At 62.2% G+C, this 25,081-nt stretch carries 30 protein-coding genes; 14 read left to right on the top strand and 16 right to left on the bottom strand.

All coding sequences use genetic code 11. The annotated features are described in order from the left end of the window. Positions 1-99: 99 nt before the first annotated feature. Positions 100-411, bottom strand: coding sequence for a hypothetical protein (locus NKH01_RS26130; protein ID WP_023720549.1), 312 nt, complete (start codon positions 409-411; stop codon positions 100-102). Positions 412-687: 276 nt separating this feature from the next. Between NKH01_RS26130 and NKH01_RS26135 the strand changes: the two genes are divergently transcribed. Beyond that, positions 688-852: a DUF3309 family protein gene (locus NKH01_RS26135; protein WP_023720548.1), complete on the top strand. Its 165-nt coding sequence runs from the start codon at positions 688-690 to the stop codon at positions 850-852. Between the two features lie 146 nt (positions 853-998). On the opposite strand, the gene NKH01_RS26140 is transcribed toward NKH01_RS26135, so the two are convergent. Then, complete coding sequence (locus NKH01_RS26140) at positions 999-1,196, bottom strand: hypothetical protein (RefSeq protein ID WP_023720547.1); 198 nt, start codon at positions 1,194-1,196, stop codon at positions 999-1,001. 499 nt (positions 1,197-1,695) lie between these two features. Here NKH01_RS26140 and NKH01_RS26145 point away from each other — a divergent pair, with 499 nt between their 5' ends. Next, the gene (locus NKH01_RS26145; RefSeq protein WP_353023121.1) at positions 1,696-2,427 is read left to right on the top strand and encodes a Crp/Fnr family transcriptional regulator; all 732 of its coding nucleotides are present in this window, start codon (positions 1,696-1,698) and stop codon (positions 2,425-2,427) included. Positions 2,428-2,597: 170 nt separating this feature from the next. Then, complete coding sequence (locus NKH01_RS26150) at positions 2,598-3,125, top strand: YciE/YciF ferroxidase family protein (protein ID WP_023677104.1); 528 nt, start codon at positions 2,598-2,600, stop codon at positions 3,123-3,125. A gap of 138 nt (positions 3,126-3,263) precedes the next feature. Here NKH01_RS26150 and NKH01_RS26155 read toward each other — a convergent pair whose 3' ends face one another. Beyond that, on the bottom strand, positions 3,264-4,262 hold the full coding sequence (locus NKH01_RS26155; protein WP_353023123.1) for an ATP-dependent DNA ligase: 999 nt from the start codon (positions 4,260-4,262) through the stop codon (positions 3,264-3,266). A gap of 30 nt (positions 4,263-4,292) precedes the next feature. Further along, complete coding sequence (locus tag NKH01_RS26160) at positions 4,293-4,460, bottom strand: hypothetical protein (RefSeq protein ID WP_352791470.1); 168 nt, start codon at positions 4,458-4,460, stop codon at positions 4,293-4,295. A 225-nt stretch (positions 4,461-4,685) separates the two neighbouring features. On the opposite strand from NKH01_RS26160, the gene NKH01_RS26165 reads away from it, so the two are divergent. Together NKH01_RS26165 and NKH01_RS26170 are read left to right on the top strand one after the other, a co-directional pair. Then, entirely contained in the window at positions 4,686-5,390 is a 705-nt protein-coding gene (locus NKH01_RS26165; protein WP_031194456.1) for an MgtC/SapB family protein, read from the top strand. Positions 5,391-5,590: 200 nt separating this feature from the next. Beyond that, entirely contained in the window at positions 5,591-6,853 is a 1,263-nt protein-coding gene (locus NKH01_RS26170) for a DUF763 domain-containing protein (protein WP_353023126.1), read from the top strand. Positions 6,854-6,863: 10 nt separating this feature from the next. Here the strand turns inward: NKH01_RS26170 and NKH01_RS26175 are convergent, their stop codons facing one another. Continuing rightward, complete coding sequence (locus NKH01_RS26175; protein ID WP_353023128.1) at positions 6,864-7,307, bottom strand: PPC domain-containing DNA-binding protein; 444 nt, start codon at positions 7,305-7,307, stop codon at positions 6,864-6,866. Between the two features lie 176 nt (positions 7,308-7,483). Between NKH01_RS26175 and NKH01_RS26180 the strand changes: the two genes are divergently transcribed. Genes NKH01_RS26180 through NKH01_RS26190 form a run of 3 tightly spaced genes read left to right on the top strand, consistent with a single transcriptional unit; the run spans position 7,484 to position 11,405 of the window. After that, positions 7,484-8,098 (top strand): (2Fe-2S)-binding protein, encoded by a 615-nt coding sequence (locus NKH01_RS26180; RefSeq protein ID WP_353023130.1) that lies wholly within the window; start codon positions 7,484-7,486, stop codon positions 8,096-8,098. A 1-nt stretch (position 8,099) separates the two neighbouring features. Further along, on the top strand, positions 8,100-9,122 hold the full coding sequence (locus NKH01_RS26185; protein WP_353023132.1) for an FAD binding domain-containing protein: 1,023 nt from the start codon (positions 8,100-8,102) through the stop codon (positions 9,120-9,122). A gap of 3 nt (positions 9,123-9,125) precedes the next feature. Continuing rightward, positions 9,126-11,405, top strand: coding sequence for a xanthine dehydrogenase family protein molybdopterin-binding subunit (locus NKH01_RS26190; protein WP_353023134.1), 2,280 nt, complete (start codon positions 9,126-9,128; stop codon positions 11,403-11,405). A gap of 45 nt (positions 11,406-11,450) precedes the next feature. On the opposite strand, the gene NKH01_RS26195 is transcribed toward NKH01_RS26190, so the two are convergent. From NKH01_RS26195 to NKH01_RS26205, 3 genes are all read right to left on the bottom strand, one after another. Further along, positions 11,451-13,166, bottom strand: a complete 1,716-nt coding sequence (locus NKH01_RS26195; protein ID WP_353023136.1) for an HAD family hydrolase — start codon at positions 13,164-13,166, stop codon at positions 11,451-11,453. A 4-nt stretch (positions 13,167-13,170) separates the two neighbouring features. Beyond that, entirely contained in the window at positions 13,171-14,142 is a 972-nt protein-coding gene (locus NKH01_RS26200; protein ID WP_353023138.1) for an SDR family oxidoreductase, read from the bottom strand. A 62-nt stretch (positions 14,143-14,204) separates the two neighbouring features. Then, the gene (locus tag NKH01_RS26205) at positions 14,205-14,801 is read right to left on the bottom strand and encodes an FAD-dependent oxidoreductase (protein ID WP_353023140.1); all 597 of its coding nucleotides are present in this window, start codon (positions 14,799-14,801) and stop codon (positions 14,205-14,207) included. Between the two features lie 50 nt (positions 14,802-14,851). On the opposite strand from NKH01_RS26205, the gene NKH01_RS26210 reads away from it, so the two are divergent. Together NKH01_RS26210 and NKH01_RS26215 are read left to right on the top strand one after the other, a co-directional pair. Next, entirely contained in the window at positions 14,852-15,271 is a 420-nt protein-coding gene (locus NKH01_RS26210; RefSeq protein ID WP_353023142.1) for a cytochrome c oxidase subunit 3, read from the top strand. Beyond that, entirely contained in the window at positions 15,268-15,522 is a 255-nt protein-coding gene (locus tag NKH01_RS26215; protein ID WP_353023144.1) for a cytochrome C oxidase subunit IV family protein, read from the top strand. The genes NKH01_RS26210 and NKH01_RS26215 overlap by 4 nt, the downstream gene beginning before the upstream one ends. 20 nt (positions 15,523-15,542) lie before the next feature. Here the strand turns inward: NKH01_RS26215 and NKH01_RS26220 are convergent, their stop codons facing one another. The 3 genes from NKH01_RS26220 to NKH01_RS26230 all read right to left on the bottom strand — a co-directional run bounded on the left by NKH01_RS26220 (position 15,543) and on the right by NKH01_RS26230 (position 18,613). After that, a complete protein-coding gene (locus tag NKH01_RS26220; protein WP_353023146.1) occupies positions 15,543-15,860 on the bottom strand; it encodes a hypothetical protein in 318 nt (105 codons plus the stop codon). A 472-nt stretch (positions 15,861-16,332) separates the two neighbouring features. Continuing rightward, positions 16,333-17,733 (bottom strand): phospholipase D family protein, encoded by a 1,401-nt coding sequence (locus NKH01_RS26225; protein ID WP_353023148.1) that lies wholly within the window; start codon positions 17,731-17,733, stop codon positions 16,333-16,335. Positions 17,734-17,797: 64 nt separating this feature from the next. Continuing rightward, positions 17,798-18,613 (bottom strand): endonuclease/exonuclease/phosphatase family protein, encoded by an 816-nt coding sequence (locus tag NKH01_RS26230; protein ID WP_023720520.1) that lies wholly within the window; start codon positions 18,611-18,613, stop codon positions 17,798-17,800. Between the two features lie 181 nt (positions 18,614-18,794). Here NKH01_RS26230 and NKH01_RS26235 point away from each other — a divergent pair, with 181 nt between their 5' ends. Next, complete coding sequence (locus NKH01_RS26235) at positions 18,795-19,205, top strand: DUF427 domain-containing protein (protein ID WP_023720519.1); 411 nt, start codon at positions 18,795-18,797, stop codon at positions 19,203-19,205. A gap of 31 nt (positions 19,206-19,236) precedes the next feature. Here the strand turns inward: NKH01_RS26235 and NKH01_RS26240 are convergent, their stop codons facing one another. The 4 genes from NKH01_RS26240 to ku form a co-directional block, all read right to left on the bottom strand. Next, positions 19,237-19,653 carry an HD domain-containing protein gene (locus NKH01_RS26240; RefSeq protein ID WP_023720518.1) on the bottom strand — a complete coding sequence of 139 codons (417 nt, stop codon included), beginning with the start codon at positions 19,651-19,653 and terminating at the stop codon, positions 19,237-19,239. A gap of 132 nt (positions 19,654-19,785) precedes the next feature. Beyond that, the gene (locus NKH01_RS26245; protein ID WP_023720517.1) at positions 19,786-20,157 is read right to left on the bottom strand and encodes an avidin/streptavidin family protein; all 372 of its coding nucleotides are present in this window, start codon (positions 20,155-20,157) and stop codon (positions 19,786-19,788) included. A 75-nt stretch (positions 20,158-20,232) separates the two neighbouring features. Further along, positions 20,233-21,633, bottom strand: coding sequence for a PAS domain-containing HWE histidine kinase family protein (locus NKH01_RS26250; protein ID WP_353023151.1), 1,401 nt, complete (start codon positions 21,631-21,633; stop codon positions 20,233-20,235). Positions 21,634-21,726: 93 nt separating this feature from the next. After that, entirely contained in the window at positions 21,727-22,560 is an 834-nt protein-coding gene (gene ku, locus NKH01_RS26255) for a non-homologous end joining protein Ku (RefSeq protein ID WP_352909716.1), read from the bottom strand. A gap of 125 nt (positions 22,561-22,685) precedes the next feature. On the opposite strand from ku, the gene NKH01_RS26260 reads away from it, so the two are divergent. Then, positions 22,686-23,150: an NUDIX hydrolase gene (locus NKH01_RS26260; protein ID WP_353023153.1), complete on the top strand. Its 465-nt coding sequence runs from the start codon at positions 22,686-22,688 to the stop codon at positions 23,148-23,150. 55 nt (positions 23,151-23,205) lie between these two features. On the opposite strand, the gene NKH01_RS26265 is transcribed toward NKH01_RS26260, so the two are convergent. After that, positions 23,206-23,808: an alpha-ketoglutarate-dependent dioxygenase AlkB gene (locus NKH01_RS26265; protein WP_352481442.1), complete on the bottom strand. Its 603-nt coding sequence runs from the start codon at positions 23,806-23,808 to the stop codon at positions 23,206-23,208. 129 nt (positions 23,809-23,937) lie between these two features. On the opposite strand from NKH01_RS26265, the gene NKH01_RS26270 reads away from it, so the two are divergent. Next, the gene (locus NKH01_RS26270) at positions 23,938-24,153 is read left to right on the top strand and encodes a KTSC domain-containing protein (RefSeq protein WP_353023155.1); all 216 of its coding nucleotides are present in this window, start codon (positions 23,938-23,940) and stop codon (positions 24,151-24,153) included. A gap of 133 nt (positions 24,154-24,286) precedes the next feature. Continuing rightward, positions 24,287-25,069 carry an ATP-binding protein gene (locus NKH01_RS26275; RefSeq protein WP_353023157.1) on the top strand — a complete coding sequence of 261 codons (783 nt, stop codon included), beginning with the start codon at positions 24,287-24,289 and terminating at the stop codon, positions 25,067-25,069. Positions 25,070-25,081 lie beyond the last annotated feature (12 nt).

A 25,081-nucleotide genomic window follows, 5' to 3' on the forward strand; every position in this document is an offset into this window, starting at 1 on the left:
CCTCTCGTCCTTTGGGGGGGGGCGGCGGTTTTGTTATACTCACCCCGGGGGGGGGCCCCCCCCGCCCGCCCCCCTCGTCAGGCTATGATCACAGGGCGCTTACTTGCCGCAGTGGTTGTCGTTCACCGTCGGCGCCATCGTGCCCGGAGCCTTGCCGGTCGCATCGGGCAGAGCCCCCTGCGGGCCCGGCGGGCAATTCCGGTCGGCATTCGAATTCGTCGTTGAGAAATCGCGAATGCTGTTGGTGATGGTCGAATCTGTGCCGGTGTCAGGGCCGCCATTATCCGGGACTACGACCGTCCGCCCGCTGCCGTCGGCAGCGGCTCCGGAGGGGTCGCCGACGTTCTGGGCCATCGCTGACGTGGCCAGACCGATCGTAAGCGCCGAAGCTGCGAGAATTTTCGTGAGCATGATGCTTCTCCTTTTTTACGAGGGTCGTCGCGTTGCGACTACGAAAACAACCGTTCGGGCGGGCGAAGGTTCCGACAAATTTCCTATGAATTCAGCATGTTCTCAGGTGTTCAAGGTGGCCGGCGCGCCATTGCACAGCCCGGCGTTTTCCTCGCTACATGAGCGTGCGCCTTGCTGTCCCGCCGGAACAGGAATGCTCCTTGCGAGTTCATACCTTTGTACAATGCGAACGCGCTGATGCGAATGGCGGCAGCGCAAACAAGGAGAGCAGACATCATGGGCCTTGGAACCATTCTCATCATCATCTTGGTCCTTGCCTTGCTTGGCGGCTTCAGCGGCTTGGGCGGCGGACCGTTCTACGGCACCGGCTATTACGGTGGCGGTGGCCTCGGCCTGGTGCTGCTCATCGTCATCATCTTGGTCGTGCTTGGGCGCATTTAGCGTCACGCTCACGACAAAACGCCTGCCGCCGGTAATAAGCGGCGGGCGTTTTGTCGTGAACAGACAAAAAGTCTCTGGGACCCTGGCTAAAAATGCCGACCCGCGCCGGACCCTTCTACACGGAGGACCCCGCCATAGCAGCAGCTTTAGTGTTGGCGATCGGCGGCCAGTGCTTCTTTTAGATCGGCGCTTAGCACGCCCTCGTTGAACAGCGACATGATACGGGCGGCCAACCGCTCGCGGACCGGACTGTCGTCCGCAACACCCAACTCGCGGCAGCAGTCGTCGAGCGCTTTTCTCAGCACGCTCAGTTCGGCTGGAGTTGCTGCACCATGCATCGACATGCCATCCTCCCTGAAAAGGGCGAAAGCGCGAAGCGTCTTTCAAGCATCCACTCGCCATGTCGGTGTGGATGACTCAAATTCAATTAGCGCCGCTCGCCTCCAAACTCAATGTACGGAAATTACCGAGCGGACAGATCGGGAACGACTACCTTTCACCTGCATTATTGTAGTGATCCAAGCCACCCTCATTTGGATCACTGGGCGTAGCCCACGACGCCCGAATGGAGCCCGTTGCATCCCTCGCGACGGGCTCTTTCGCGCCCGACATTCTTGATTTGTCGATTTCGTACCAAAGCACCTTTGGTACGTTTTCAACTCTAACTTTCAGTGGGATGTTTTCGTAGGCAAGCGGCAGGAGAAACTGCCGTGCATCGATTGATTTATTTATTTAGTAGGCTCCATACCTTTCAGCGCTTATATAAACCGTATCGTCCGCAGGTTATACCGGGCGCGGACGGCTGGGAGATCAAAACGCTCTTGCCCTGTTTTGGGCCTGGCTATGTCTGATCCAGCAATTTCCAATCAAAATCTATTCAAAAACAAGCTGTTGCGCCGGATTAGCGCCGGCGATTTTGCATTCCTCGAGCCGCACATCGAGCGCTGTTCGCTGGAGTTGCGGCAATCGCTCGAAGTATCCGGATCACCGATCGAGGCCATCTATTTCGTCGAGGACGGCATTGGTTCAGTGGTTGCGAAAATGCCGAATGGCAGCGATGCGGAAGTTGGCCTCATTGGCTTGGAAGGTATGACCGGCTCGGCCCTGGTGATGGGCGACGATCGCATGGTCCATGATTGTTATGTGCAACTGGCGGGAGAAGCCGCCAGGATAGATGCCGAGCCATTCAAGGCAGCGCTGACGCAAAGCCCGACACTGCGGCTGTTTTTGTTGCGCTACGTGCAGTGTCTACATGTCCAGACCGGCTACACCGCGCTGGTCAACGCGCGATCGAAGCTTGAAGACCGGCTGGCGCGCTGGCTGCTCATGTGTGACGATCGGGTGGCCGGCGACCGGCTGACGATCACTCACGAATTCCTGTCGATCATGCTCGGCGTAAGGCGTCCGGGCGTCACGGTCGCGCTTCAGCTGCTTGAGGGGCGAGGGCTCATCCGGTCCCGCCGCGGCGAAATTATCATCCGCGACCGCGATGGTCTCGTCGCACTTGCGGATGGCGGATATGGCTTGGCCGAAGCCGAATATACCCGCTTGCTCGAGCATATCGGTGAGCGCTGACGCGCTTTCCTCGCTTGTTGCTGCCGCAGGTCGAGACCCCTTGCGATACCACACAAGCGCCGTCGGAAAAATTTTCAAAGCTGCCGAACCGTGAGGGAACTTGTTTCCCATCGGAGGGTTATCGGACGCCTCTATTTTGAGAGGCGGCCACCAACCTTCGGGAGAGGATCATGGCGACTACGAAAAAGGCCGCGAAGGCGGCAAGCAAGGGCCTTGAGGATCTGTTCCTCGACGGGCTCAAAGACCTCTACTACGCTGAGAAGAAGATACTGAAAGCGCTGCCCAAAATGGCCAAGGGCGCGGAGTCGGAAGAAGTGACCGCCGCCTTCGAGAAGCACCGCATGGAAACCGAAGGACATGTCGACCGCCTGGAGGAGGTGTTCGAGAAATTCGGCAAGCCGGCCCGTGGCAAGACCTGTCCGGCGATTGACGGCATCATCGAAGAGGGCTCGGAAGTGCTCGAGGAGTATAACGGTGCTCCCGCACTCGACGCCGGGCTTGTCGGCGCGGCGCAGGCCGTCGAGCATTACGAGATCGCTCGTTACGGCACTTTGATCGCGTGGGCCGAAGAACTCGGCAAGAGCGACGTTGTCGAACTGCTCAGGGCAACACTCAAGGAAGAGGTCGCGACCGACGAAGCGCTTTCCAAGCTCGGCGAAAGCGGTGTCAACGAACGCGCAATGCAAGAAGCCGCTTGACCTTCAGACCGCTTCCGAGCCTCGGCAATGGATTGCCGAGGCTCGGCTAGCACAGCGAACCAGCGAATTCTGCATTGGTTCCGTCGTCATCGGCAGGACGGGGCAGCAAGAACTTTGAAGCGGTGCCTCGGGACGGACTTACTCGATCTGCTCGAACGTACATTGCCGGGGCTCCTTGTCCGGCCGCCAGCGCAACAGCTTGGTTCCGTGCCGGAACCGGTCGCCTGTCACATGGTCGAAACGAACCTCGACCACCAGTTCAGGCTTTATCGGTTCCCATTGTCCGCTGCGCTCCGTGCTCCAGCGGCTTGGTCCGCCCGGCGCCTTGCCGGTGAAACCCGGTTTGGCCCGCAGTTTTTCCAGCCGTCTGGTCAGCGCCGCCCTGTCGTCCTTGCCGATGGTCGAGGTGAATCCGACATGGTCCAACCTGCCTTCGTTATTGTAGAGGCCAAGCAGCAGGGATCCGACTTCGTTGCTGCCGGCGACATAGCGAAAGCCGCCGACCACGCAATCCGCAGTGCGCAGCCGCTTGACCTTGACCATGGCGCGCTCGCCGGGCTGGTATGGCTCGGCGATCAGTTTTGCAACAACACCGTCGGTCGAGCCATGGCCGGCGCCTTGCAGCCAGCGCTCGGCGGCAGCGGCATCGTGCGTGCATTTGGACAGGCACAGTTCGGGCCGTCCCGCCGACGCGACAAAGGCCTCGATCGCCCGTCTCCTGTTGGTGAGGGGTTGTTCGATGATGACCTTGCCGCCGGGTTCGGCCAGCATATCGAACAGGACCAGCATGGCAGGCGTCTCCAGGCTCAACTTGCGGATCCTGCTTTCGGCTGGATGAAGGCGCATTTGCAGGGCCTCGAACGAGGACGATCCGTCGACCTCGATGACGATCTCGCCGTCGGCAACAAACCGTCGCGACCTCACATCGCGCAGCACCGCGACCAGTTCGGGAAAATAGCGGCCAAGCGGCTTGCCCGATTTTGCACGCAGATCGACGGCATCGTCGCCCTTGAACACGAGGCAGCGAAACCCGTCCCATTTCGGTTCGTACTGCCAAAGCCCGTCACCGCCAGGAATTGCGTCGGCGGCTTTGGCTTCCATCGGACGAAGGTCGAGCGGCAACGGAAATGCGGTCATGGCTGGTCCGCGCCGCCGCCGAGGCATTCGCTACCGCCGTCGGCCATTCCCCTGGGCCCTGCTTTGCCGCCTCGCCACTTTGCGGCCGGTCTGGTCGGGCGAAGGCGCCAGCGGATCGACTTCGTCGGACCCGCCGATCTCCTTGGTAATGCGATAGGCCAGATAAGCGACGGCTCCTGCAACCAGCAAGCGGACCATGATTGAAAATCCTTCGTTGGCGTGAACCCACCAACCCCGAGCCGAAGGTTTTGTTCCGCCGCTGCCCATAGCCGAGGTGAATCGTCGGCTGCGCAACCAAAACCTAAGCGCATCGTTTGTTGCTTATCGACGAAAAGAGTCTGCGATGAAGACGCTGTTACCCTTGTTCGCTTTGACCCTGGCGCCAATCCAGGCCAGCAGCGCTTGGCCTGACGGGTGACCGCGATGCTCCTCGTTGTTCCGGTTTGGCAAGACATCGCGGCACGGTTGCTTCTGACCGCGCTCGCCGGCCTGTTGATAGGCCTCAACCGGGAGGCGCGCGGGCACGCGGCGGGGCTACGCACCACCGTGCTGGTGGGATTGGCCGCCGCCATCACAATGATCCAGGCCAGTATTCTGCTGGAGACCGTTGGCAAGCACCCGGATTCGTTTGCATCGATGGACGTCCTGCGCTTTCCGCTGGGCGTGTTGACCGGCGTCGGCTTTATCGGCGGTGGCGCCATTCTTCGCCGCGGCAATCTTGTCAGCGGGGTCACCACAGCGGCCACGTTGTGGGTGATGACGGCCATCGGATTGGCTTTCGGTGGTGGCCAATACGGCTTGGGCGCGGCCGGCACGGCGCTGACGCTGGCCACTTTGCTGGTCCTGAAATGGGTGGACCTTCGAATGTCGCGCGAACACCATGCCCAGTTGGCACTGACGTGGAAGGCCGCGGCTCGACAGGAGCTCGATGCGCTCATCGGGCCGCTTGGCTACCAGGCACGCCTCGTCGCAATAGAGAGGCGCCCAGATCTCAAGGACCCTGTGTTCTCGTTCGAGATCAGTTGGAGGCGGCCCGACACTGGCGCACCGCCAATGGATCTGCTGGCATCGGTGGGCGAGCATTGCGAGATCCAGAAGTTTGATCTCCTCAGCGAGCCTGCCCGGTAGAGCGGTTCATCGTTTCACGGAAACGCCGAACCGCTCTATCTCTTTATTTCTGCGCAATCTCGGACGGAAAACCGTTTCACACTTTTCCTGGAAGTGCTCTAGCGGCTCGCAACGATCGCGGCCTGAATCAGGCCATCGCTTCTTCGCGGCGCTTTCGATACCTATCTGTGGAGGCAGGACTCAAGGAGCAAGCAAAGAGCGTGGCACAGCGATCGGGAAGTGCTGACCTTCCACTTCACGGCGGGCGCGTGCCGAAATGGCTCGGCGACCGCATGACGCGGCTTGGCGCGGTCATGTGCGAGGCGATCATCCACCATTACGGCCGCGATGAATTGCTGCGCCGGCTGGCGCATCCGTTCTGGTTCCAGTCTTTTGGCGCCGTGATGGGGATGGACTGGCACTCCTCCGGCATCACCACCAGCGTCGTCGGTGCCTTGAAGCGCGGCCTGTCGCCGCTTTCCAGCGAACTCGGCATTCACGTTTGCGGCGGCCGCGGTGCGCATTCGCGCAAGACCCCGCACGAGCTTGCCTTGATCGGCGAGCGTGTCGGCCTCGACGGGGAAGGCCTGGCGACTGCCAGCCGGCTCGTCGCCAAGGTGGACAGCGCCGCGGTCCAGGACGGTTTCGATCTCTATCTCCACGGCTTCATCGTCACCGATGACGGCAAGTGGGTGGTGGTGCAGCAAGGCATGAACGGCGACAGCAAGGTGGCGCGCCGCTATCACTGGCTGTCGGAGGGCCTGAAGAGCTTTGTCGACCAGCCGCATGCCGCCATCGAAGGCGCCAACCAGGGCGAGATCGTCAACCTGACCGACCGCCGCGCCGAAGCGTCGCGCCAGGGACAACTGGACCTTCTGCACGATCTTGGACCGGATCGCATCGTGAGGGAGCTTGCCGCTTTGGAGCGGGGTTCGGCGCCAGTGCCGGAGCCGGCACAGAAGCTGCTGCCGCATCTGGTGATGCCGGCGCACCACGATGTACGCGAAAGCGATGTCGTCATGCGCCGCCTGCACGGCAACATCGCGGCGGCGGCCGAGCGCGGCCCGGCGGATTTCGCCGGCCTTCTCCTGGTGCCCAACGTCGGCGCGCGCACGGTGCGGGCGCTGGCGCTGGTCGCCGAAGTCGTGCATGGCGCGCCATGCCGTTTTTCCGATCCAGGACGTTTCTCGCTGGCGCATGGCGGCAAGGACAGGCATCCGTTCCCTGTGCCGCTGAAGGTCTATGACGAGACGATCGGCGTGCTGAAGTCGGCTGTCCAGAAGGCCAGGCTCGGCCGTGAGGAAGAGATCGGCGCCTTGCGGCGGCTGGACGACCAGTCGCGGCAAGTCGAGCGCTATGCCACCGGGCCGAGCCTGAAGGAAATCGTCGCCGGGGAGTTCGACCAATCGCATCTGCTCGGCGGCCGCAGCGTCTTCGGTTGGGAAGTCGCCCCCGAAACGACCGCAGTTAAATCAACGAAGTGATCGGCTCGGATCAAGCCTCCAGGTCGATCAACGCGACACCGAGTTCGGGACGGTGCCTGCGGCGCAGATGTCCAGGCGTCTCTACCAACGTGACCTCGAGCGTCGGCCGCACGATACCGTCGAGTAGATGGCCGCCCCTTGTGCTGCCGTCGCTCAATCCGAGCACGGCATGGACGTGCAGGCTGGGCTTGCCGTCGTCGCCGATGGCAACATCGCCAATCGCGCTCAGCACCTCGCACTGTTCCCGGATGGGAATTTTCCGGTAGGTCCTTTCCCTAGGGTCGAACCAGCCGACAGTTGCCCTTTCGAAAGCGCCGAGCGCGGTCAGCGACGCGCTGCCAACGCCGTGGTCGGCCGCAAACGAGGTCAGCTGCGCAAACGCCTCTTCGCCGGGATCAAGCACAACGACGAACGTTCTTTGGCCGGCGCTTTCGGCAACAATCTGTGACTTCATGATCTCGCTCCAGACGCCATTTCGGTTCTGTCCGATCGGGGTTGAACGGCAAGCCGGCTCGAGAGTTCCCCGGCACGGTTCGGATGAACATAGGATCACAGCCACGTGAGGCGGAGGAACCTTGCCTTGCGTGACTGGTTCGGCCGGCTTGAGACCCAGCCAGCCGGGAGCCAGCCATGTCCGAACCCCCCCTTGCCAGCCTGAGCCGACGCAGTTTCATGACCGGATCCGTTTCGGCGGCTGCGGCAGGGCCGCTCATGGCCACGTCGGCAAAAGCCGCCGCCCCGCAACCTGCCGCTTCGGCCGAGCCGCGCGATCTGTCGGCGATTTCACTGCGCATCAACAAGCAGCCCTACAATCTCGCCCTCGACAATCGCACCAGCCTGCTCGACGCGCTGCGCGACCATGTCGGCCTGACGGGCACGAAGAAAGGCTGCGATCACGGCCAGTGCGGGGCCTGCACCGTTCTTGTCGACGGCAAGCGGGTGCTGTCGTGCCTGAGCTTCGCCGTGATGAACAAGGGCCATGAGATCACCACGGTGGAAGGGCTCGCTTCCGCCGACGGCAATCTGCATCCGATGCAGCAGGCCTTCATCGACAATGACGCCTTCCAATGCGGGTACTGCACGCCCGGCCAGATCATGTCCGCCATCGGTTGCATCAACGAAGGCCATGCCGGCTCCGAGGACGATATCCGCGAGTATATGAGCGGTAATCTCTGCCGCTGCGCTGCCTACCCCAACATAGTCGCGGCCATCGTGCAGGCCCGGGACGAAACAAGGAAAGCCTGAGATGCGCCCCTTCGTTTACGAGAGACCGGCCAGCGTGTCCGCGGCGGCCGCCATTGCTTCCCGTTTTGCCGCAGAGGGTGTTCCGCCGACCGAGGCCGCCGCGCAATTCATCGCCGGCGGCACCAATCTGGCCGACTACATGAAGCTTGGCGTGGCCCGGCCGGAACGGCTGGTCGATCTCAATGGTCTCGGTGACAGGGCCCTGCGGCAGATCGAGGTCGGCGACGACAGCATCCGCTTCGGCGCGCTGGTCCGCATGGGCGAGGCTGCTGACACAGGCGAGATCAAGCGCCTTTGCCCGATGCTTGCCGAAAGCCTGAAGTTCGCCGCCAGCGGCCAGATCCGCAACATGGCGAGCCTTGCCGGCAATGTGTTGCAGCGGACGCGGTGCGAGTATTTTCGCGAGACCTCCTGGCCATGCAACAAGCGCGAGCCGGGCTCCGGCTGCGCGGCCATGGAAGGCTTCAACCGGCAACATGCGGTCCTTGGCACCAGCAACGCCTGCATCGCCACCTACCACGGCGATTTCGCCCAAGCGCTGATCGCGCTCGGCGCGACGGTCGAGGTGGAGGCAAGGCGCGGTATGCGCAAGATAGCGTTTTCGAGGCTACATCGCCTGCCGGGAGATACGCCCAACGTTGAGACCGAACTGGCCTCCGACGAGGTGATCACGGCCATCAAGGTGCCGCTTGGGGCCTGGAGCCGCCGCTCACGCTACCTGAAGATCCGCGACCGCGAGTCCTATGCGTTCGCGCTGGCCTCGGCGGCCGTGGCTCTGGATATGGACGGCGACACCGTCAGCCAGGCGCGCATTGCGCTCGGCGGCGTGGCAACCGTGCCATGGCGGGCCAAGGCGGCCGAGGAAGCACTGAGCGGCAAGGCACTCGACGATGAGGCGGCCGAAGCTGCCGCCGAAGCCGCGTTCGCCGAGGCGAAACCGCGCGAACACAATGCGTTCAAGATACCGCTCGGCAAGCGCACGCTTGTGCGGGCACTGCTCGAAACGCGCGACATGAAGGTCTGACCCATGAACCAAGCTGCTCCCGCGCCGAAAGAGAACATGGGAAATCCCGTTCCGCGCATCGATGCCCGCCTGAAGGTCACCGGACAGGCCGGCTATTCGGCCGATCTTCCAACCGCCAATATGGCCTATGGCGCACTTGCTACCAGCAGCATCGCCAAGGGCAGCATCACCGCCGTCCGGCTCGAAAGGGCGCGTAAGGTGCCCGGCGTTCTCGATATCGTCAGCGTCGGCGACATGGACGGCATCGACAAGCCGAAATTCGGCAACACCGGTGCAAGTTCGATCGCGCCGCTGCATGACAAGGCCATTTTCCACGACGGCCAGATCATCGCGCTGGTGGTGGCTGAAACATTCGAGGCGGCCGAGGAAGCCGCGGCGCTGATCCGCGCCGACTACGCCGAAGAGACGCCCAGCGCCGGCTTCGATTCCAGGGGAACGGAGATGGAGCCGGCCGCCGGCAAGAGTCCGTTGTTCAAGGAGGACGTCAAAGCCGGCGACTTCGATGCTGCCTATGCCGCAGCCGCAGTGAAGATCGACGAGAACTATTCGACGCCGACCCAGCACCACAACCCGATCGAGCTGTTCTCGACGACGGCGGTCTGGCAGGGCGATCAGCTTACGGTCTACGAACCAAGCCAGAACGTCACCGGCTGGAAGGCCGAGCTCGCCCGGCAGTTGAAGATCGATCCGGGCAATGTGCGGATCGTCAGTCCCTATGTCGGCGGCGCTTTCGGCTCCAAGGGGCCGATGACGGCCCGCACGGCGATCGTTGCCGTTGCGGCCCGCCGCGTCGGCCGGCCGGTGCGCTGCGTCGTCAGCCGCATTCAGGCGTACGGCACGCAGACCTACAGGGCGGAGACCCGGCACCGCATCCGCATCGGCGCCAACCAGGACGGCCGCATCACCGCCTTTGCACACGAAGGCTGGGAAGTCACGTCGCGGCCCGATCCCTATGTCGTCGGTGGCACTTCGGCCACCGGACGCATGTACGATTACGGCTCCGTGCTGACGCAAGTCTCGCTGGTGCATGCCGACCGCAACACGCCTGGCTATATGCGTTCGCCGCCCGAGACGCCCTATGTCTATGCGCTGGAAAATGCCATGGACGAGATGGCGGTGGCGCTCGGCATGGACCCGATCGAGTTCCGCCGCGTCAACGAGCCGCAAAAGGAGCCGATCGGCGGCAAGCCCTTCTCCAGCCGCTCGCTCGTGAAATGCTACGACCAGGCCGCCGAGGCCTTCGGCTGGTCCAAACGCGAGGCCGCGGTTGGCTCGATGCGTGACGGCGACTGGCTGGTCGGCATGGGCTGCGCCACCGCAATCTATCCGACGGCGGCCGCGCCATGCGCCGCCCGCGTCCGCCTGACCACTGACGGCGAGGTTCGCGTCCAATGCGGCTCGCATGAGATCGGCACCGGTGTGCGCACGGTGGCAGCGCAGATGGCAGCCGAACGGCTCGGGATAGAAATGGACAAGGTCAGCGTCGAAATGGGCGACAGCGCCTTGCCGCCGGCACCGGTGTCCGGCGGGTCGATTTCGACGGCAAGCGTGTGCTCGGCCGTGCTGAAGGCCTGCGATGCCGTCCGCGCAAAGCTCTTCGCCGCGGCCGTCGCTGAAGCCGGGCCGCTGGCCGGGTCCGGCAACGCCAAGCTTGAAATGAGCCAAGAGAAAATCGTCGCGGACAACCGCAAATCGGCCAAGCTGTCGGATGTTTTCAAGACGATGCAGATCGGTGCGATCGAGGAATATGCCGAATTCGCGCCAAAGGGATCGTCACCGGAGGCGCTGAAGAAGCTCTATGCCGGGCAATCGGAGTTCCACGGCGGCGACCAGGACAAGGATTCGGTGAAATACGCCTTTGGCGCGGAATTCGTCGAGGTGCGCATCAACAGCCATACGCGCGAGATCCGGGTGCCACGCATCGTCGGCGCCTTTGCCGCCGGGCGCATCATGAACACCCGCACCGCGCGCAGCCAGCTGATGGGCGGCATGATCTGGGGCATCGGCCAAGCCTTGCACGAAGCGACGGAAATCGACAAGCGTTATGCGCGCTACGTCAATCGCGACCTGCAGGACTATCTCGTGCCGGTCAACGCCGACGTGAAGCAGCTGGAAGTGATACTGGTTCCGGAGATCGACCACGAGGTGAATCCGGCCGGCGTCAAGGGTTTGGGCGAACTCGGCAATGTCGGGACCGCGGCGGCGGTCGCGAGCGCGGTCTACCACGCCACCGGCAAGCGCATTCGCGACCTGCCGATCAGGATCGATCACCTGATCGTCTGATCTCTCCAAACCAGCCGGCTCGGGACCGGCTGGGCGCCGTTGCATCTATTCCTTCGGCGCGGTGGCGGGCGCGGTATAGCGGCGGCGCACTGCGTCCAGGACGTGGTTGCGGCTCTCCTGCGCCGAAAGTGTGTCGTCTTTCTCCGCTTCGGCGGTTTCGCGCGCCAGCTCCTTATCCCTGATCTGGTGGCGAAACCATTTGGAATAATCGCCGGCGCGCAAATGATGTTCCCAGGTCTTGTCGTCAATGCCCTCGGCGATCTGGGCGAAAATCATCAAATTATGGGCGCGCAGGTTCATCGCATGGTCGGGGCCGCGGAAATAGAAGCTGCCCTTCTCGTCGAGCTGGCCCTCGGCATATTTGCGGCTATGGCGCTTGAGCGACTGCCGCGGCTCGATCGGCTCGACCGTGCAAGGTTTCTTGTGCGCCTGCGGCCGCCAGAACAGCACGTGCTCGTCTTTTGGTGAGCTCAGATCCTTGTCCTTTGGCGGTTCGGTGCCGGTCTCGCGACAGAACGTCTTGATGACCTTTTTCGCCTTGGGGCCGAGTGCGATGACGGCGGTGACCAGCCGCAATGCTTCGGTTGAGATCGCATCCGGATGAACCGTGATCAGGATCGTGCCCGGCAACTCCATCGCCAGCACCATTGGCGTGTCGTCGCGCCGCTTCGGCAAGAGGTGATGCGCTTCGTCGATGATCAGCCAGTGTGGTCGTGCCGTGCGGAAGCGAACACCGCCAAGGCCCGGCAGCAGGTCGGCAAAGAAGTCCGGCCGCTCGTTGACGCGCAGCGCCAGGCCGTTGACGACCAGATTGTTGTCCGGCTTCTCCAGGAGATCGAGCAGTTGCGTCTTCGTCGGCGCATTCGAGCCGTCGCCCAGCCGGACGGCGCCCTCGAGGCCGTCATAGTCGCCTTCCGGATCGAAGATGCAGAACTGGAACTTTCTCTCGACAAAGCGCTCCGTCAGTGCGGTCGCCAAGGTCGATTTGCCGATGCCGGAGCTGCCGGCGATCAGCACCGTATCGGTTGGCGACAGATACACCTCCTTGCCATCGTCCGAGCCAAGCAGAATGCCGTCGCGGTTCGGCACAAGCTCGCGATCGCGCTCGACCACCTTGGCGATCAGTTCCTCGACGCCTTTTCCGCGCGCGCCTCGTGTCACGAGATCCGCCGTATCCTTGACTGCCGGCAGTGCGTTGTCGACGGCGACGCTGAAGCCGCAGGCGCGCAGGAAGGCGTGGTCGTTTTCGGCGTCGCCGACACCGACGACGTTGTGCGGCGACAATCTGAGGTCCTGAAGCGCGGCTGTCAGCCCGGTCGCCTTGTTGATGCCGCTGGGCAGGATCATCACCGCGCCCTTGTTGAAGATGATTTCCAGCTCCAGCCCCAATTTCTTGATGACCTCGAGCGCGGTAACCTGATGCGGTTCCCAGGTGGCGACGATCGAGCGTCCGACCGAAAGCGGTTTGACACCGTGTTTCCTGAGTTTGGCGATGAACTCGGGGGCGGGCGGCGGAGATATCGTCCGCTCCTCCTCGCTGGCCGGTGTGTAGATCAGCGCCCCGTTTTCCGCGACCACCTTGTCGAAGATCGCGACTTCGGGAAAGACGCGTTTCAGGTCGGGCAGCTCGCGCCCGGTGACGAGAATGAGCTTGCGGCCGCTCTTCTTGAAGCGTTGAAGCGCCGCAAGGGTCTTTTCCGCGACAATCCCTTCATGCGCCAGCGTGCCGTCGTAGTCGGTGGCCAAGGCTATGAAATACATGTCGTCAGTAGCCGCCGACGATTGGCAATATCTCGCCGGTGATGTAGCTCGAGCAGTGCGGCGAGGCGAGGAACACATACGCTGGCGCGATCTCTTCCGGTTGTGCCGGTCGTTTCATCGGCGTGTCGGCGCCAAATTTCGAAACATCGCCGGCTTCCTTGTCCGAGGGGTTGAGCGGCGTCCAAACCGGGCCTGGTGCCACGGCGTTGACCCTTATGCCCTTGTCGACAAGGTTGCCCGAGAGCGCGCGGGTGAAGGCATGAATGCCGCCCTTGGTCATGGAGTAATCGACCAGTTGCTTCGAGCCCTCGATGCCGGTCACGGAGCCGGTGTTGATGATCGCCGAACCGGGTTTCATGTGCGGAACGGCCTCCTGCGCCATGTGGAAATAGCCGTAGAGATTGGTCTTCAGCGTGGTGTCGAAATGCTCCTCGGTCAGCTCGCTGAAATCGCTGGAATGAATCTGGAAAGCGGCGTTGTTGACCAGCACGTCGATCCGCCCAAACTGCTGCACGATCTCAGCCACCGCGTTGTGGCAGTGGTCGCGTTCGCTGACATCGGCCTTGATCAGGATGCATCGCCGGCCTTCGGTTTCGACGGCCCTTTTGGTCTCTTCGGCGTCCTTGTCCTCCGACAGATAGACGATCGCCACATCGGCGCCTTCACGTGCATAGAGCACGGCCACGGCGCGGCCGATGCCTGAATCGCCGCCGGTAATGACGGCCACTTTGCCGTCGAGCTTTTTCGATCCGATATAAAATGGCGCATCGTAAAGCGGCGCCGGCTCGATCGCCCATTCATGCCCCGGCTTCGGCTGGTGCTGCTCGGGGAAGGGCGGCTCGGGATATTTGCGGGCGCCGGCCTGCATGGCGCCTTTTGGCTTGCCTTTGGACCTGGACTTGTCCTTCTCGTCGATACGGCGCTGGATGTGCCGTTGCTTGGCGGCCTCGCCGGCGATTTCCGATTTCATCTGCATGGTCATCTCCCTGGCTTGAAACCCAACAACGCACGTCCGGCGAAAAGGTTTATGCGACCACTTCATTCCTTCAGCCCGGCGACCCGCTCCAGCAGCGGCCGCTGCAGCCGCGGCAGATGGCCGACGACGCTGAAGGCCGCGTTCCTGAAGCTTTGCATGATGCCGTTGTCCGACTGGGCCATTGACAGGATGCGCTCGCTGAGGGTGATCCACCGTCGCCCTATCGGGTGGCGTTCGCTTGTGTAGCCGGCCAGCGTGCCTTCGACGAAACGCCTGGCGAATGATGCGGCGTCCTCGATGCCGAGATTCATGCCGCGCGCGCCCAGCGGCGAATGCACATGGGCGGCATCGCCTCCCATGAAGGCGCATGCGGTTTGATAACGCGTTGCCTGCTTCACCGGGATGTGGAAGCGATCGGTCCGCAACACCCGCGTGATCTGGTAGTTGCCTGGAATGCGGGCCAGCGCATCCTCGGTGTTCGAAACCGCGCGATAGCGCTTCTCGCCGATCGGGATGATAAAACCGACGTCGCCGTCCCTGTGAAGAAACGCATGAGCGGCCATCGGCTCATAGGGCCAATCGTCGATGTCGGTGTCGGCAATGCTCCATTGCTGCCGATGCGTATAGCCGTCGAAGCCGACGCCCATCGCGTCACGCACCGTGCTTTGCGCACCGTCGCTCCGAAGACAAGGTCGAAACCTGCTTCATCATGTCTATCGGGCGCCTCGATTCGCGCCTCGGCCCGGCCTTTGTTCTCGTCCATGCCGACCAATGTGCTTTGCCATTCGACCTCGATGCCGAATCCGTTGAGCGTATCGATCATCAGGCGACGGAGTACGCCAGGGAATTCGGCGAAGGGCTGGCGCCGGTGCTCGGCGCGCCTTTCATCTATAAGGGCCCGGATCCTGTCCATGCCGAATTCTTCTTCGGCCTCTATTTCGCGATGACCTCACTGCATGCCTTGCATCTGATTTGCGGCGTAATCGTCATCGGCGGCATCCTCGCTCTGTGGCCGCGCACGATCGAGGCCAGCCGGTTCCGCCGCGTGCAGGCAATCGGCCTCTATTGGCATTTCGTCGATATCGTCTGGGTCTTCCTGTTCCCCGTCCTCTATCTGATCAACAGATGAGCGAGTTCCGCAAACCCACGCTTGCCTATGTCGGGCTTCTGGCCCTGCTGGCCCTGACTGTCGGCTCGTCCTTCCTGGCGCTTGGCACCTTCAATTCGGCACTCAACCTGACGATCGCCGCGGCCAAGGCTGCCGTCATCGCCATCCTGTTCATGCATCTGGCCAGCGCCGGCGTCCTGCCGCGTCTTGCGGTCGCTGCTGCCGGGCTTTGGCTGATGATCCTGTTCGGGCTGACGCTGATCGGACAATAGGCCGAAGCGGCGCACCTCGTTCATACCCTTACAGCGGCTCCGGAACGGCTTTGCACGGACGGCTTTTGCTCGGCCGCGGGCATGGAAGCCCTTTGGCCATCGCCATTCAGATGCGGGGCCTCGTCCTCGGCTGCGTCTTCAAGCTTGGCGACGAGCAGATCCTTGAGCTCGCCAACCTCTTCCTCGATGTCTTCGATGGGTACGCCGGCGTCGGCCGCCTCTTCCTCGCATTCCCTGGCGAGGATTTCCGCCTCTCTTTCAAGCCTGATCGGAGGCGGCGGCACATGAACGTTTTCGTGAATCCAGTCCTGCAAGAATTCTATCGCACTATCACTCATGGGGCTCACCTGTAGCGGCAAACTGTAGTGCCATTAACGTACGTGCTGCAAAATGGATGCTTGGCAACGCCGGATTTCGAATAGCGATACTTGACAATAGCGTGATCGCCAAGGAGCTAGAGCTTTGCAGCCAGGGAAATCATTTGGCGTCGCAGAAATGCGGCTAACCAGACAGTTGGAGCGGGATGTAATTTGAAGGCATCCCGCCCTAAGACGCGTTGCGCCGTCGCGCCGGTGTTGCGCGATTCGGGTCGCCGGACGGCCGAACATCGTCATCTGCGGCAGATCGTGTCGGCCGCTCAGCGACACGGTCGGCGCGCATTTTGCGTTTATGCGCCATCCAGAATGGCAAGAGCTCGGCAAGAAAACTGTATATCGTGGTCTTCATCGGCATGCTCCGGACAACGGTTACAACTCGTCATCCCGGAGTTCCGTTCCAGCAAAGAGTTGCGTTCCGGCAAATCCGTCGCCTCTACAATTGCGATTCGATAGGCAGGCATCCAACCAGCGCTGCAACGATGCGCCGATAGAGACTGGCCTCGGGTTCATGCGAGTATTGCCGCATCTCGCCATCCGCCATGCCGAGCCACCGCAAGGCGCCTTTGTCCAAGACCAGCTGGTAGCTCGTCTGCGCCGACTTTTCGCGCTCGAACCGCCGGCGCAACTCCATCACCAGATTGGTATCATGGAAAAGCACGCCCATTTCCGCATTCAACGACACCGAACGCGGATCGAAATTGAAGGAACCGACAAACCCCAACGTGTCGTCGACCGTGAAGGCCTTGGTGTGGAGGCTGGCTCCCTTTGAGCCGAAAACGGAGATGTTGGCCTGGCGGTCGAATGGCTGCAATTCGAAAAGCTGGATACCCTTTTTAAGCAGCTTGCGGCGGTATTTGGCATAGGCGCCGTGCACGGCGGCGACGTCCGTCGCGGCGAGCGAGTTGGTCAGGATTGCAACCTCGGCGCCACGGTCCACCAGCTTCGACAGGATGGCCAACCCGGTGCGGCTGGGGATGAAATAGGGCGAGACAATTTCGAGGCGCTGCCTGGTCGCCGCGATAGCGGGAAGCAGCTCCTTTGTCAGCCAGTTCCTGCGCCTCTTGCCGCGCACCTTTTCCGGCGGATCGGAAATGACGCGAACGCCTTTCGTCCAGCAGACGTCGCTGTGCGCTACAATGAACTCCGTGATCGTGCGCCAGGCACGCAGGCTGTTCAAAAGCTGGCCGTCCGCGATCGCATCGAGATTGTCGAGGAAATCGGCGCGCGAGCCCGCCGTAGCCGGATTGAGCAGTTGGATCGGCTTTGCCGCCTCGCAATTCCAGAACGCCTCGAAGATCTGCATCGTCTGCCCTACGGCAGGACCGAGAAGCAACAGGTCGAGATCACGAAAATTCGTCTCCGCAGCGTCGAAATAGGCATCGCCGATGTTTCTTCCTCCGACGATGGCCAGGCTCTCGTCGGCGATCCAGGCCTTGTTGTGCATGCGGCGGGTCATCGCAAACAGCCGGGCGACCATCTCCAGCGAGCGAAAGATGCTGCCGTTCCTCATGCCGCTGGGGTTGAATAGCCTCAGCTCGATGTTCTTGTAGCTGTTGAGCGCCAGGTAAGCGGCGTCGCTGTTGCGCGGATTGATATCGTCCAGCAGCAGGCGGACGCGGACACCGCGCTCCGCCGCCTTGACGACCTCCTGCATAAGCAGCCGGCCGCTATGGTCGTCGTGCCAGAGATAGTACATCAGGTCGAGGCTGCTGGTAGCACTGCGCGCGGCAAGGATTCGCGCGGCAAACGCGTCATAATTGTCGGCGATCAGCAGCAGTCCGCTATTACCGGCCGCGATCTTGTCCTGGGCAAACCGCGAAATGGCTGTATCCATGAAATGCACCGGCGAACGTCAGCGAAGCAAACGATCTGAAAATCTGACTAACAACCCTTCAGGTTTATTCTGGTTGCAGTCGCGGCTGCCTTATCGCGTCCAGGTTCAGGCGGGCCTTGATGGGCAGATGGTCGGAGGCGCGCTGCGCCAGCGGCGTCTTGTGCACCTCGATGCTGGAAATGAGGTGCGGCGGCCTGGCCAGGATGCGGTCGAGCGCAAACAGCGGAAAGCGCGACGGAAAGCTCGGCAGAACCGCATCGATCGGACCGAAATGCGGCAGCAGGGCCAGCAGCGAAGACCTGTTGCGGACGCGCCACTCGTTGAGATCGCCGAGCAAGATTGTCGGCCGCAGAACCGGGTGCGTGGCTTCGACAAGCGCGTTGGCTTGCTGCGAGCGCGAGCGCCGCAGCAAGCCGAAATGCGCGGCTATGATCCTGAGCGAGACGCCCTTCAGCTCCAGGTCCGCGATAACCGCGCCGCGCGGCTCGAGGCCGGGCAGCCGGATCTGGTTCACGCTTTCGACCACGCCGCGTCGCGCCAGGATCAGATTTCCATGCCAGCCATGGCTGCGGCGGTTTTCCGGGACATGTGTGGGGACGAGATCGCTGTCGCGCTCGAGTGCTGCGAGATCCAGCAATCCCTGCCTGCTTCCGGTCCTTTCGTCGGCCTCCTGCAAAGCAATGATATCGGCATCGAGCTCCTTGACCACGGCCGCGACCCGCTCCGGATCGAACCTGCCGTCGGTGCCGACGCATTTATGCACATTGTAGGATGCGACCGTGGTGCATGAAATTTCACTGCCGGGTGCCGTAAACCGCGGCACTTCCCTTCGCAGCGCAGCGCCAAGCGACCTTGGGAGGGTAGGCGATCGATCCAGCATGTGGTCCATTTGCGGTTGAGTCGGCGAGTGGCGGCCATTGCGATTATGGCGCGTGCGGAGGTCTGAAACAACGACGACCTTGCAAAACCGTTCCACCACCGGCCTCGGCGCGCCCGCGGTCTGGAACTCAGACGGGCAACAACACGTTTCGGGAAGGCAGCGCAGTCAACGGAGAAGTCGAATGCAGTCCTTAGCCGCAGATTCCGCCCCCCGCCCAGGCCCGCTCAGGATTGTCCCGTTCGATGGAACTGTGACCGTTCGGTTCTCCGATGCCATTATTGCGTCGAGCGAGCGGGCAAAGCTGCTCTATGAAGACGGCCATGATCCGGTTTTCTACATCCCCTTCGAGGACATCTATTTCGACCTGTTGGAGAAGACGAACACAACGAGCCACGGCGCGCTGAAGGGCACGGCAAGCTATTGGCGTGTTCATGCGGTCGGTTCGTCGGCAGAAGACTTCATGTGGGCCTACGAGACGCCCGACACCCCGGCATTGGCGATCGCCCGCCATGGTGCGTTCGATCCCGACCGGGCGCGGATCGAGGCCGATCCCGCGGAAGACAAGCGGCACACGCCGCACGTCACCGAGTAGACCCACATCGGCGATAGCCGCCAGCTTTCCGTCAGCTCGGGAACTCTTCCTTGAGGATGCGCAGGCCGTCTTCGTATTTCGCCGTCGAGGCACCGATCTGCCGTGCCTGCCATAGATTGTCGGCGAGATCGGCGCGCTTGACCGGCAATGCCAGCGGGTTAGCCGCGGCCCTGCGAACGAAGGCGGCATCGTCCTCGTTCGGCCGCCGCGTCATGGCATCGACGGCAGATACGATGGACGGTCCAAACCCGGCCGCCTCAAGCCGGTCGCGGTTCCAGCCGTCGCCTTTTTCGATGACGTCGTGAAGATAGGCGATGGCTTTCTGGTCGAGCGTTTCGACGGCATCGACGACCCGGCGGCAATGTTCGATATAAGGCCTTCCAGTCTTGTCCGCCTGTGCGGCATGGGCCTGTTCGGCGATTTTTGCCGCGCGATACAGCACGCTCATCGGATCGACCCCGTAACGAACAGCGCATTCCTGGCGCACCAACGCGCCATAGTCAGCGCGAGTTCCGATGCACAACGGGACGCCCTGCTCCCTCACTTGCGTGCTGAATGCCGCCGCAGCAGGCGCGACACGTCAGGAGACGCGTTCAAAACTGTCGAGGCTGGTTCCAAAGGCGCGCCAGGCGGGGAGTTTCCTGGCTCGGGCCGGCGCCCCTTCCTTTTCCGCCGACAAAGCGGCATCGGCAACAGTGTGCCACAGCATCTCCAGCTTCCCGTTCCTGAGGATGCCGGTATAGCTCACCGCTGCGGCTCCGACCCGCCCTTCGGCCGCGCAGGTGAATCCGATGACGTCTCCATGGCAGGCACCGAACAGCGGCACCGTCATGCCGAAGAAGGCGCTGTCCTCCAGCGCCGTCCTGAAGGTTCCGCTGATCCGTCCGCCTTCTTCGCCGGTTATTTCGACCACCGACCCGTACTGGTTCCGCCAGGTGCCCAGCCAACTCATCGTTGCTCCTCCTGATTGCCTCCACAGGGATTGCGTTGCCACACGGCCGCCAAGCCGCGGCCGGTGTAGCGGCCTTCAATCAGCCGCGATGCCAGTCATCGACATCTGCACGAAGTGCAGCGGCGCCTCCAGCGTCCAGGTGATGCCGCTCCTGTCGAATTCCAGGCGTCCGGTGCCGCTGAGCGCCTGCGGCGTGACGCGTTTGAGCACAACCGTTCCGAAACCGCGTCGCGTGTTTTCATCCACCAATGGCCCGTCCAGTTCCCGCCAGACAAGGCGGAAGCCGTCGCTGCCATCGGCGGCTGGCATCACGGTCCATTCGACCTCGACCCGTCCGTCATGGCGCGACAGCGCTCCGTGCTTTACCGAATTGGTGGCCAGCTCGTGAAAGGCAATGCCGAGATATTGCACGGCGTTCGGCTGCAGCATGATCATCGGCCCGCTCATCGACAGACGGGCCTGTGTCGCGAAGGCCTTGGTCTGGGCATGGATCAATTCGCCGATAGTCGCGCCGCGCCATTCGGCATCGACCAGCAGATCGTGCGATTCCGAAAGCGCCATGATGCGTTCCCGGACCTGTGAAAGGAAAGCCTCTGGCGTCTCCGCCAGCTTGCTGGTCTCGCGGATCATCGAGACGATCACCGAGTACTGGTTTTTGACGCGGTGGTTGACTTCGCGCATGAGTGTGCGGATGCGCCGTTCGCTCTCCTTATGCGGGCTGATGTCGCGCGCGATCTTGGAGGCGCCGATGATACGCCCGATGCCGTCGCGTATCGGCGAGATGGTGAGCGAAACCGGTACCAGGGTGCCGTCCTTGCGCTGCCGGATAGTCTCGTATGAGGGAATCCGTTCGCCGGCGCGAATGCGGCTGATAATTATGGCTTCCTCATCCAGGTGGTCGGGCGGGATGAGGATCGTCACCGGGCGGCCGATCGCCTCGGCGGGCGTGTAGCCGAACAGGCGTTGTGCGGCGTCGTTCCAGCTGGTGATAATGCCGTTCAGGTCTTTCGACACGATCGCGTCCATCGAGGATTCGACGATGGCAGCGAGCCTTATGCCGACGTCGTCAGCCAGCGCCTGGGTGCGGAGGTCGAGCAAGGTGTTGATGGCGCCGACGACCTCGCCGGTCGCATCGCGAAGCAGGGCCGGGTGCGCGCTGAACGGGATGAACTGGCCGTCCGGCCGCTCGACGATCGCCCGGCCCCCACGAACGTCCCGCTCTTCCAGCAAGGCAACGGCCATCGGACATTCGTCGTGCGCCATCGGTCGCCCGTCGAGGTGGCGAAGCTTCCATGAACCGCACCAGCGGTCCTGGCCGATAACCGGACGATATCCCCAAAGATCGGCAGCGGCTTCGTTGAAGAAGGTGATGTAGCCTTGTCTGTCGGTGGTGTAGACGGCCACAGGCAACGCCTGCATCAGATCGGCGGAGGAAACTTGCGGGATTCCGCCAGTCTTTAGTTCAACGACGTCCACCAGTCCCCCGCTCCGCTTGGCTTGCCGACGGATTGCTTCGTCATCTAAATGCGCGCGAGCGTTTTCGGTTCCGTTCGGTCTGCTTTCGGACATTCAGGCTGATTTGCGTTTCGCGGCCGTTCCCGGACCTTTGCTCGGAGCCTTGCCGCCTTCTTGCGCCAGGCTCTTGCGCAGAACATCGGCGAGATTGACGACGTTCGTCCTCGGCTCGGGTGCCGGCTTGGGCGGTTTCTTGCCCTTGCGCTTGGCTTCGATCATCGCAACCAGCGCCTGTTCATAAGTATCTTCGAACTTCGACGGGTCGAATTTGGCCGGCTTCTTGTCGATCAGCAATTGCGCGATTTCCTGCATCTCCGGATCGACCTTGCGATCCTTCAGCCCTTCGAACACCGCGTCCGCCGCGACCACTTCATTGTGGTTGCGTAATTCAGTCATCACCATGCCCTTGCCCAGCGGCTGGATCAGCACCTCTCGGCCACGCTGGTACAGTACGACGCAGGAGCGGGCTGCTACCTTTTTCCTGGCCATGGCGTCCCGGATCACCGCGAAAGCCTCCGTGGAGGGCGCGTCGGCCGGAACGAGATAGTAGGGTTTTTCGAGGTAGCGTGCGTCGATTTCGGCGGCGGGCACGAACTCGCCGATCTCGAGCGTATGCTGCGATACCATCTTCAGTTTCTTGATTTCGTCCGGCTCAATGCGGATGAACTCGCCCTTTTCGACCTCGTAGCCCTTTACCTGCTCGGCCGCCTCGACCGTGTCGCCGGTCTCCTCGTCTATATAGGCGCTCTTGACCGGAAGACCGTCCTTGCGGTTCAGGATCCTGAAATGCACTTTCTCGGCCTCGCTGACGGCGCCGATGATCTTGACGCCACAGGAAACAGATCCGACTTTCATAAAGCCCTTCCAGGCAGCTCGTGGCGTCGCCATGTCGATCACTCATTTGCCGAACGGACGGAACGGCTGCGAGCGGAAATCGTTCCGCCGTGGCAGGCTATTCCATAGGCCCGCCCGGACGAGAACGTTCGTTTCATTTTCGTCGGGGGAATAGCGCAATGGCTAAACGCAGCGCAGGGTTGCTGATCTTTCGCCGAAGCGAAGGACGTTTCCAGGTCTTGCTGGTGCATCCGGGCGGCCCATTCTGGGCGAAGAAGGACGACGGCGCATGGTCGATCCCGAAGGGCTTGATCGACGAGAACGAGGACGAGCTAGCGGCGGCAAAACGCGAGGCCGAAGAGGAACTCGGCGTCGCCATCGATGGAGGTTTCGAACACCTTGGCAGCTACCGGCAGCCGGGCGGCAAGCTCGTCATCGCATGGTGCGTCGAGGCGGATTTCGACAGCGACGCCATCAGCAGCAACACCTTCGTCATGGAATGGCCGCCAAGGTCCGGCTCGATGAAGGAATTCGCCGAAGTCGACAGAGCGGGCTGGTTCTCCCTGCCTGAAGCCAACCATAAGATCCTGAAAGGCCAGCGCGCCATGTTGGCGGACTTTGCCAGTCGGCGTGGCGACGGATGAATTTGTTTCAGCCCAGTTCTTAAGGGCAGTGCTTGGGCTTCCTCACCGCTCTGCTTTAAGCGCGTTGCGGCCGCAGCGTGCGCAACGTGATCGAATAGCGGTGCTCGGCAACCGGCGGGATGCTGTGCTCCCATTCACTGCGCGCGGCGCCCGTCATCAGATAGGCCGATCTTGGCTCGACGGTGACCGTCTTGCGGTCCCATCGCGTGCCGTTTTTCCGGCGCAGGCGAAAGCTGCACGCGGCCAGCAGGGAAACGCCGGCGACCGCCTCGAAGTGAGGCTTGTCGCGGTGCCAGCCGATACCGGCGCCCGGCCGGTACTCGTTGATCAGCACCTGCACGAAGGTCTCGGCGGGCAGGCGGGCAAAGGCTGCAACCTTTTCCCTGAGCGGCAGCAGAAAGCCGGGTATCGGCGGTGCCTCGACGACTGCGCGCCGGTCGTAGTCGTAGCGCAGCCCGAAGCCGACTATCCGCCGGTTTGCCAGATGGCCATGAAAGTCGAAAGCCTGAAATGGCTGGCTTGCGAGCTGGCTCGCCAACGCTGCTTCTTCGTCCGGCGTGATCAGTTCGGGCCGGTAGCGGAATCCTTCCGGCCGGTCGTCGGTGGCGGCAAAGAGATCGCCCTGGCGGGCTGCAGCCGATGTCTTGGGCGATGGCATCAACCGTATTTGGTGAAGCCGCCCCGTAGCGGCAAGGCTGCTTCGGCAGCAAGGAACCTCGCTCTCCGTGCAGGGTTATTCACACGACGGCATGGAATGGAGCACTGCCGAGCATTGGACCTGTCGAGGATGCCTTCAACTGCGATCAGGAACATCGATTACCAGCCGGCGACGAGGGTACTTTCCGTATGGTTCGTCCCGAGCGGAAACCGCTATGACTACGAGGACGTGCCGCCGCAGGTCCACGAGGCATTCCGCAAAGCCTCGTCAAAGGGCCGGTTCTTCAACGAGCATATTCGTGACCGGTACAGATACCATCTGGTCGAGCAGAGCCATTCGAAGTGAGCCTTCAGGCGCTTCTCAACCACGGTCTCGGTTCTCCGCCATGCCTAGCCGCGCGGTGGCAATGAGCGGACTTCGCAGTTGGCGAGCGACCTGATATTGACCATGGTCCTACCCGAAACATCGAAAGCCTGGAATGTCCGCCGAAGCCGAAAAAACCGAGCAGCTCCAGCAATTGCTCGACAACCTCGACCTGGCGGGCGCCCTGGACAGTGACAGTTATAAAAGGTTCCTCGACCAGCTGCCGATTGCGATCGCAATTTCCGATTTGGGCGGCGATGAACGTGTTGTTTACGTCAATTCCGAGTTCCAGAAACTGTCAGGCGTTTCCGTCGCAGAGCTGGAGCGCCGCAACTGGGCTGCGCTGAGCGGACAAGGCTTGGGCGAATACAAGGACCGGCCGCTGGCCCGGGCCATCGTCGAGCGTCTCGCCGGCCGCGTCGATGCACTCGCAATTCTTTATCAGGCGCTGTCGGCCGACGAACAGAAGGCCGAAGTTGACCTCGGCGTCTATCTCAGCCAGATCGCTTCCGCAGTGATGACGTCGCACGCCGTGCAAGGCATCCGGCTGGATATGAAGGTCGACACCTATCCCGTGTCCATCAACGTGGCGATGCCAACCGGCCTGGTGGTCAACGAGCTTTTGACGAACGCGCTGAAACACGCCTTTCTGGGTCGCCAAGGCGGGACAATCACGCTGCGCAGTGTTGTCGACGGCGACGGCTTTCGCATCGTTGTCGCCGATGACGGCATCGGCCTGCCCGAAGGCGAGACCTGGCCGAAACCCGGCAAGCTCGGAGCGTTGATCGCGCAATCGCTGACCGAGAACGCCAAAGCCCGGTTCGAGGTGGACTCGACCCCCGGCAAAGGAACGCGAGTGACCATCGTCTTCAACAGATCGGCCGCGCTCGCTTCGTAGCCGCACGAGCAG

The organism is Mesorhizobium sp. M1403 (assembly GCF_040317695.1).
Taxonomy (GTDB): domain Bacteria; phylum Pseudomonadota; class Alphaproteobacteria; order Rhizobiales; family Rhizobiaceae; genus Mesorhizobium.

Excerpts from the sequence above, each read along its gene's own strand:
- NKH01_RS26130 (WP_023720549.1), bottom strand. The coding sequence starts at position 411 with ATGCTCACGAAAATTCTCGCAGCTTCGGCGCTTACGATCGGTCTGGCC.
- NKH01_RS26135 (WP_023720548.1), top strand. The coding sequence starts at position 688 with ATGGGCCTTGGAACCATTCTCATCATCATCTTGGTCCTTGCCTTGCTT.
- NKH01_RS26140 (WP_023720547.1), bottom strand. The coding sequence starts at position 1,196 with ATGTCGATGCATGGTGCAGCAACTCCAGCCGAACTGAGCGTGCTGAGA.
- NKH01_RS26145 (WP_353023121.1), top strand. The coding sequence starts at position 1,696 with ATGTCTGATCCAGCAATTTCCAATCAAAATCTATTCAAAAACAAGCTG.
- NKH01_RS26150 (WP_023677104.1), top strand. The coding sequence starts at position 2,598 with ATGGCGACTACGAAAAAGGCCGCGAAGGCGGCAAGCAAGGGCCTTGAG.
- NKH01_RS26155 (WP_353023123.1), bottom strand. The coding sequence starts at position 4,262 with ATGACCGCATTTCCGTTGCCGCTCGACCTTCGTCCGATGGAAGCCAAA.
- NKH01_RS26160 (WP_352791470.1), bottom strand. The coding sequence starts at position 4,460 with ATGGTCCGCTTGCTGGTTGCAGGAGCCGTCGCTTATCTGGCCTATCGC.
- NKH01_RS26165 (WP_031194456.1), top strand. The coding sequence starts at position 4,686 with ATGCTCCTCGTTGTTCCGGTTTGGCAAGACATCGCGGCACGGTTGCTT.
- NKH01_RS26175 (WP_353023128.1), bottom strand. The coding sequence starts at position 7,307 with ATGAAGTCACAGATTGTTGCCGAAAGCGCCGGCCAAAGAACGTTCGTC.
- NKH01_RS26180 (WP_353023130.1), top strand. The coding sequence starts at position 7,484 with ATGTCCGAACCCCCCCTTGCCAGCCTGAGCCGACGCAGTTTCATGACC.
- NKH01_RS26185 (WP_353023132.1), top strand. The coding sequence starts at position 8,100 with ATGCGCCCCTTCGTTTACGAGAGACCGGCCAGCGTGTCCGCGGCGGCC.
- NKH01_RS26190 (WP_353023134.1), top strand. The coding sequence starts at position 9,126 with ATGAACCAAGCTGCTCCCGCGCCGAAAGAGAACATGGGAAATCCCGTT.
- NKH01_RS26195 (WP_353023136.1), bottom strand. The coding sequence starts at position 13,166 with ATGTATTTCATAGCCTTGGCCACCGACTACGACGGCACGCTGGCGCAT.
- NKH01_RS26200 (WP_353023138.1), bottom strand. The coding sequence starts at position 14,142 with ATGCAGATGAAATCGGAAATCGCCGGCGAGGCCGCCAAGCAACGGCAC.
- NKH01_RS26210 (WP_353023142.1), top strand. The coding sequence starts at position 14,852 with ATGTCTATCGGGCGCCTCGATTCGCGCCTCGGCCCGGCCTTTGTTCTC.
- NKH01_RS26215 (WP_353023144.1), top strand. The coding sequence starts at position 15,268 with ATGAGCGAGTTCCGCAAACCCACGCTTGCCTATGTCGGGCTTCTGGCC.
- NKH01_RS26220 (WP_353023146.1), bottom strand. The coding sequence starts at position 15,860 with ATGAGTGATAGTGCGATAGAATTCTTGCAGGACTGGATTCACGAAAAC.
- NKH01_RS26225 (WP_353023148.1), bottom strand. The coding sequence starts at position 17,733 with ATGGATACAGCCATTTCGCGGTTTGCCCAGGACAAGATCGCGGCCGGT.
- NKH01_RS26230 (WP_023720520.1), bottom strand. The coding sequence starts at position 18,613 with ATGCTGGATCGATCGCCTACCCTCCCAAGGTCGCTTGGCGCTGCGCTG.
- NKH01_RS26235 (WP_023720519.1), top strand. The coding sequence starts at position 18,795 with ATGCAGTCCTTAGCCGCAGATTCCGCCCCCCGCCCAGGCCCGCTCAGG.
- NKH01_RS26240 (WP_023720518.1), bottom strand. The coding sequence starts at position 19,653 with ATGAGCGTGCTGTATCGCGCGGCAAAAATCGCCGAACAGGCCCATGCC.
- NKH01_RS26245 (WP_023720517.1), bottom strand. The coding sequence starts at position 20,157 with ATGAGTTGGCTGGGCACCTGGCGGAACCAGTACGGGTCGGTGGTCGAA.
- ku (WP_352909716.1), bottom strand. The coding sequence starts at position 22,560 with ATGGCGACGCCACGAGCTGCCTGGAAGGGCTTTATGAAAGTCGGATCT.
- NKH01_RS26260 (WP_353023153.1), top strand. The coding sequence starts at position 22,686 with ATGGCTAAACGCAGCGCAGGGTTGCTGATCTTTCGCCGAAGCGAAGGA.
- NKH01_RS26265 (WP_352481442.1), bottom strand. The coding sequence starts at position 23,808 with ATGCCATCGCCCAAGACATCGGCTGCAGCCCGCCAGGGCGATCTCTTT.
- NKH01_RS26270 (WP_353023155.1), top strand. The coding sequence starts at position 23,938 with ATGCCTTCAACTGCGATCAGGAACATCGATTACCAGCCGGCGACGAGG.
- NKH01_RS26275 (WP_353023157.1), top strand. The coding sequence starts at position 24,287 with ATGTCCGCCGAAGCCGAAAAAACCGAGCAGCTCCAGCAATTGCTCGAC.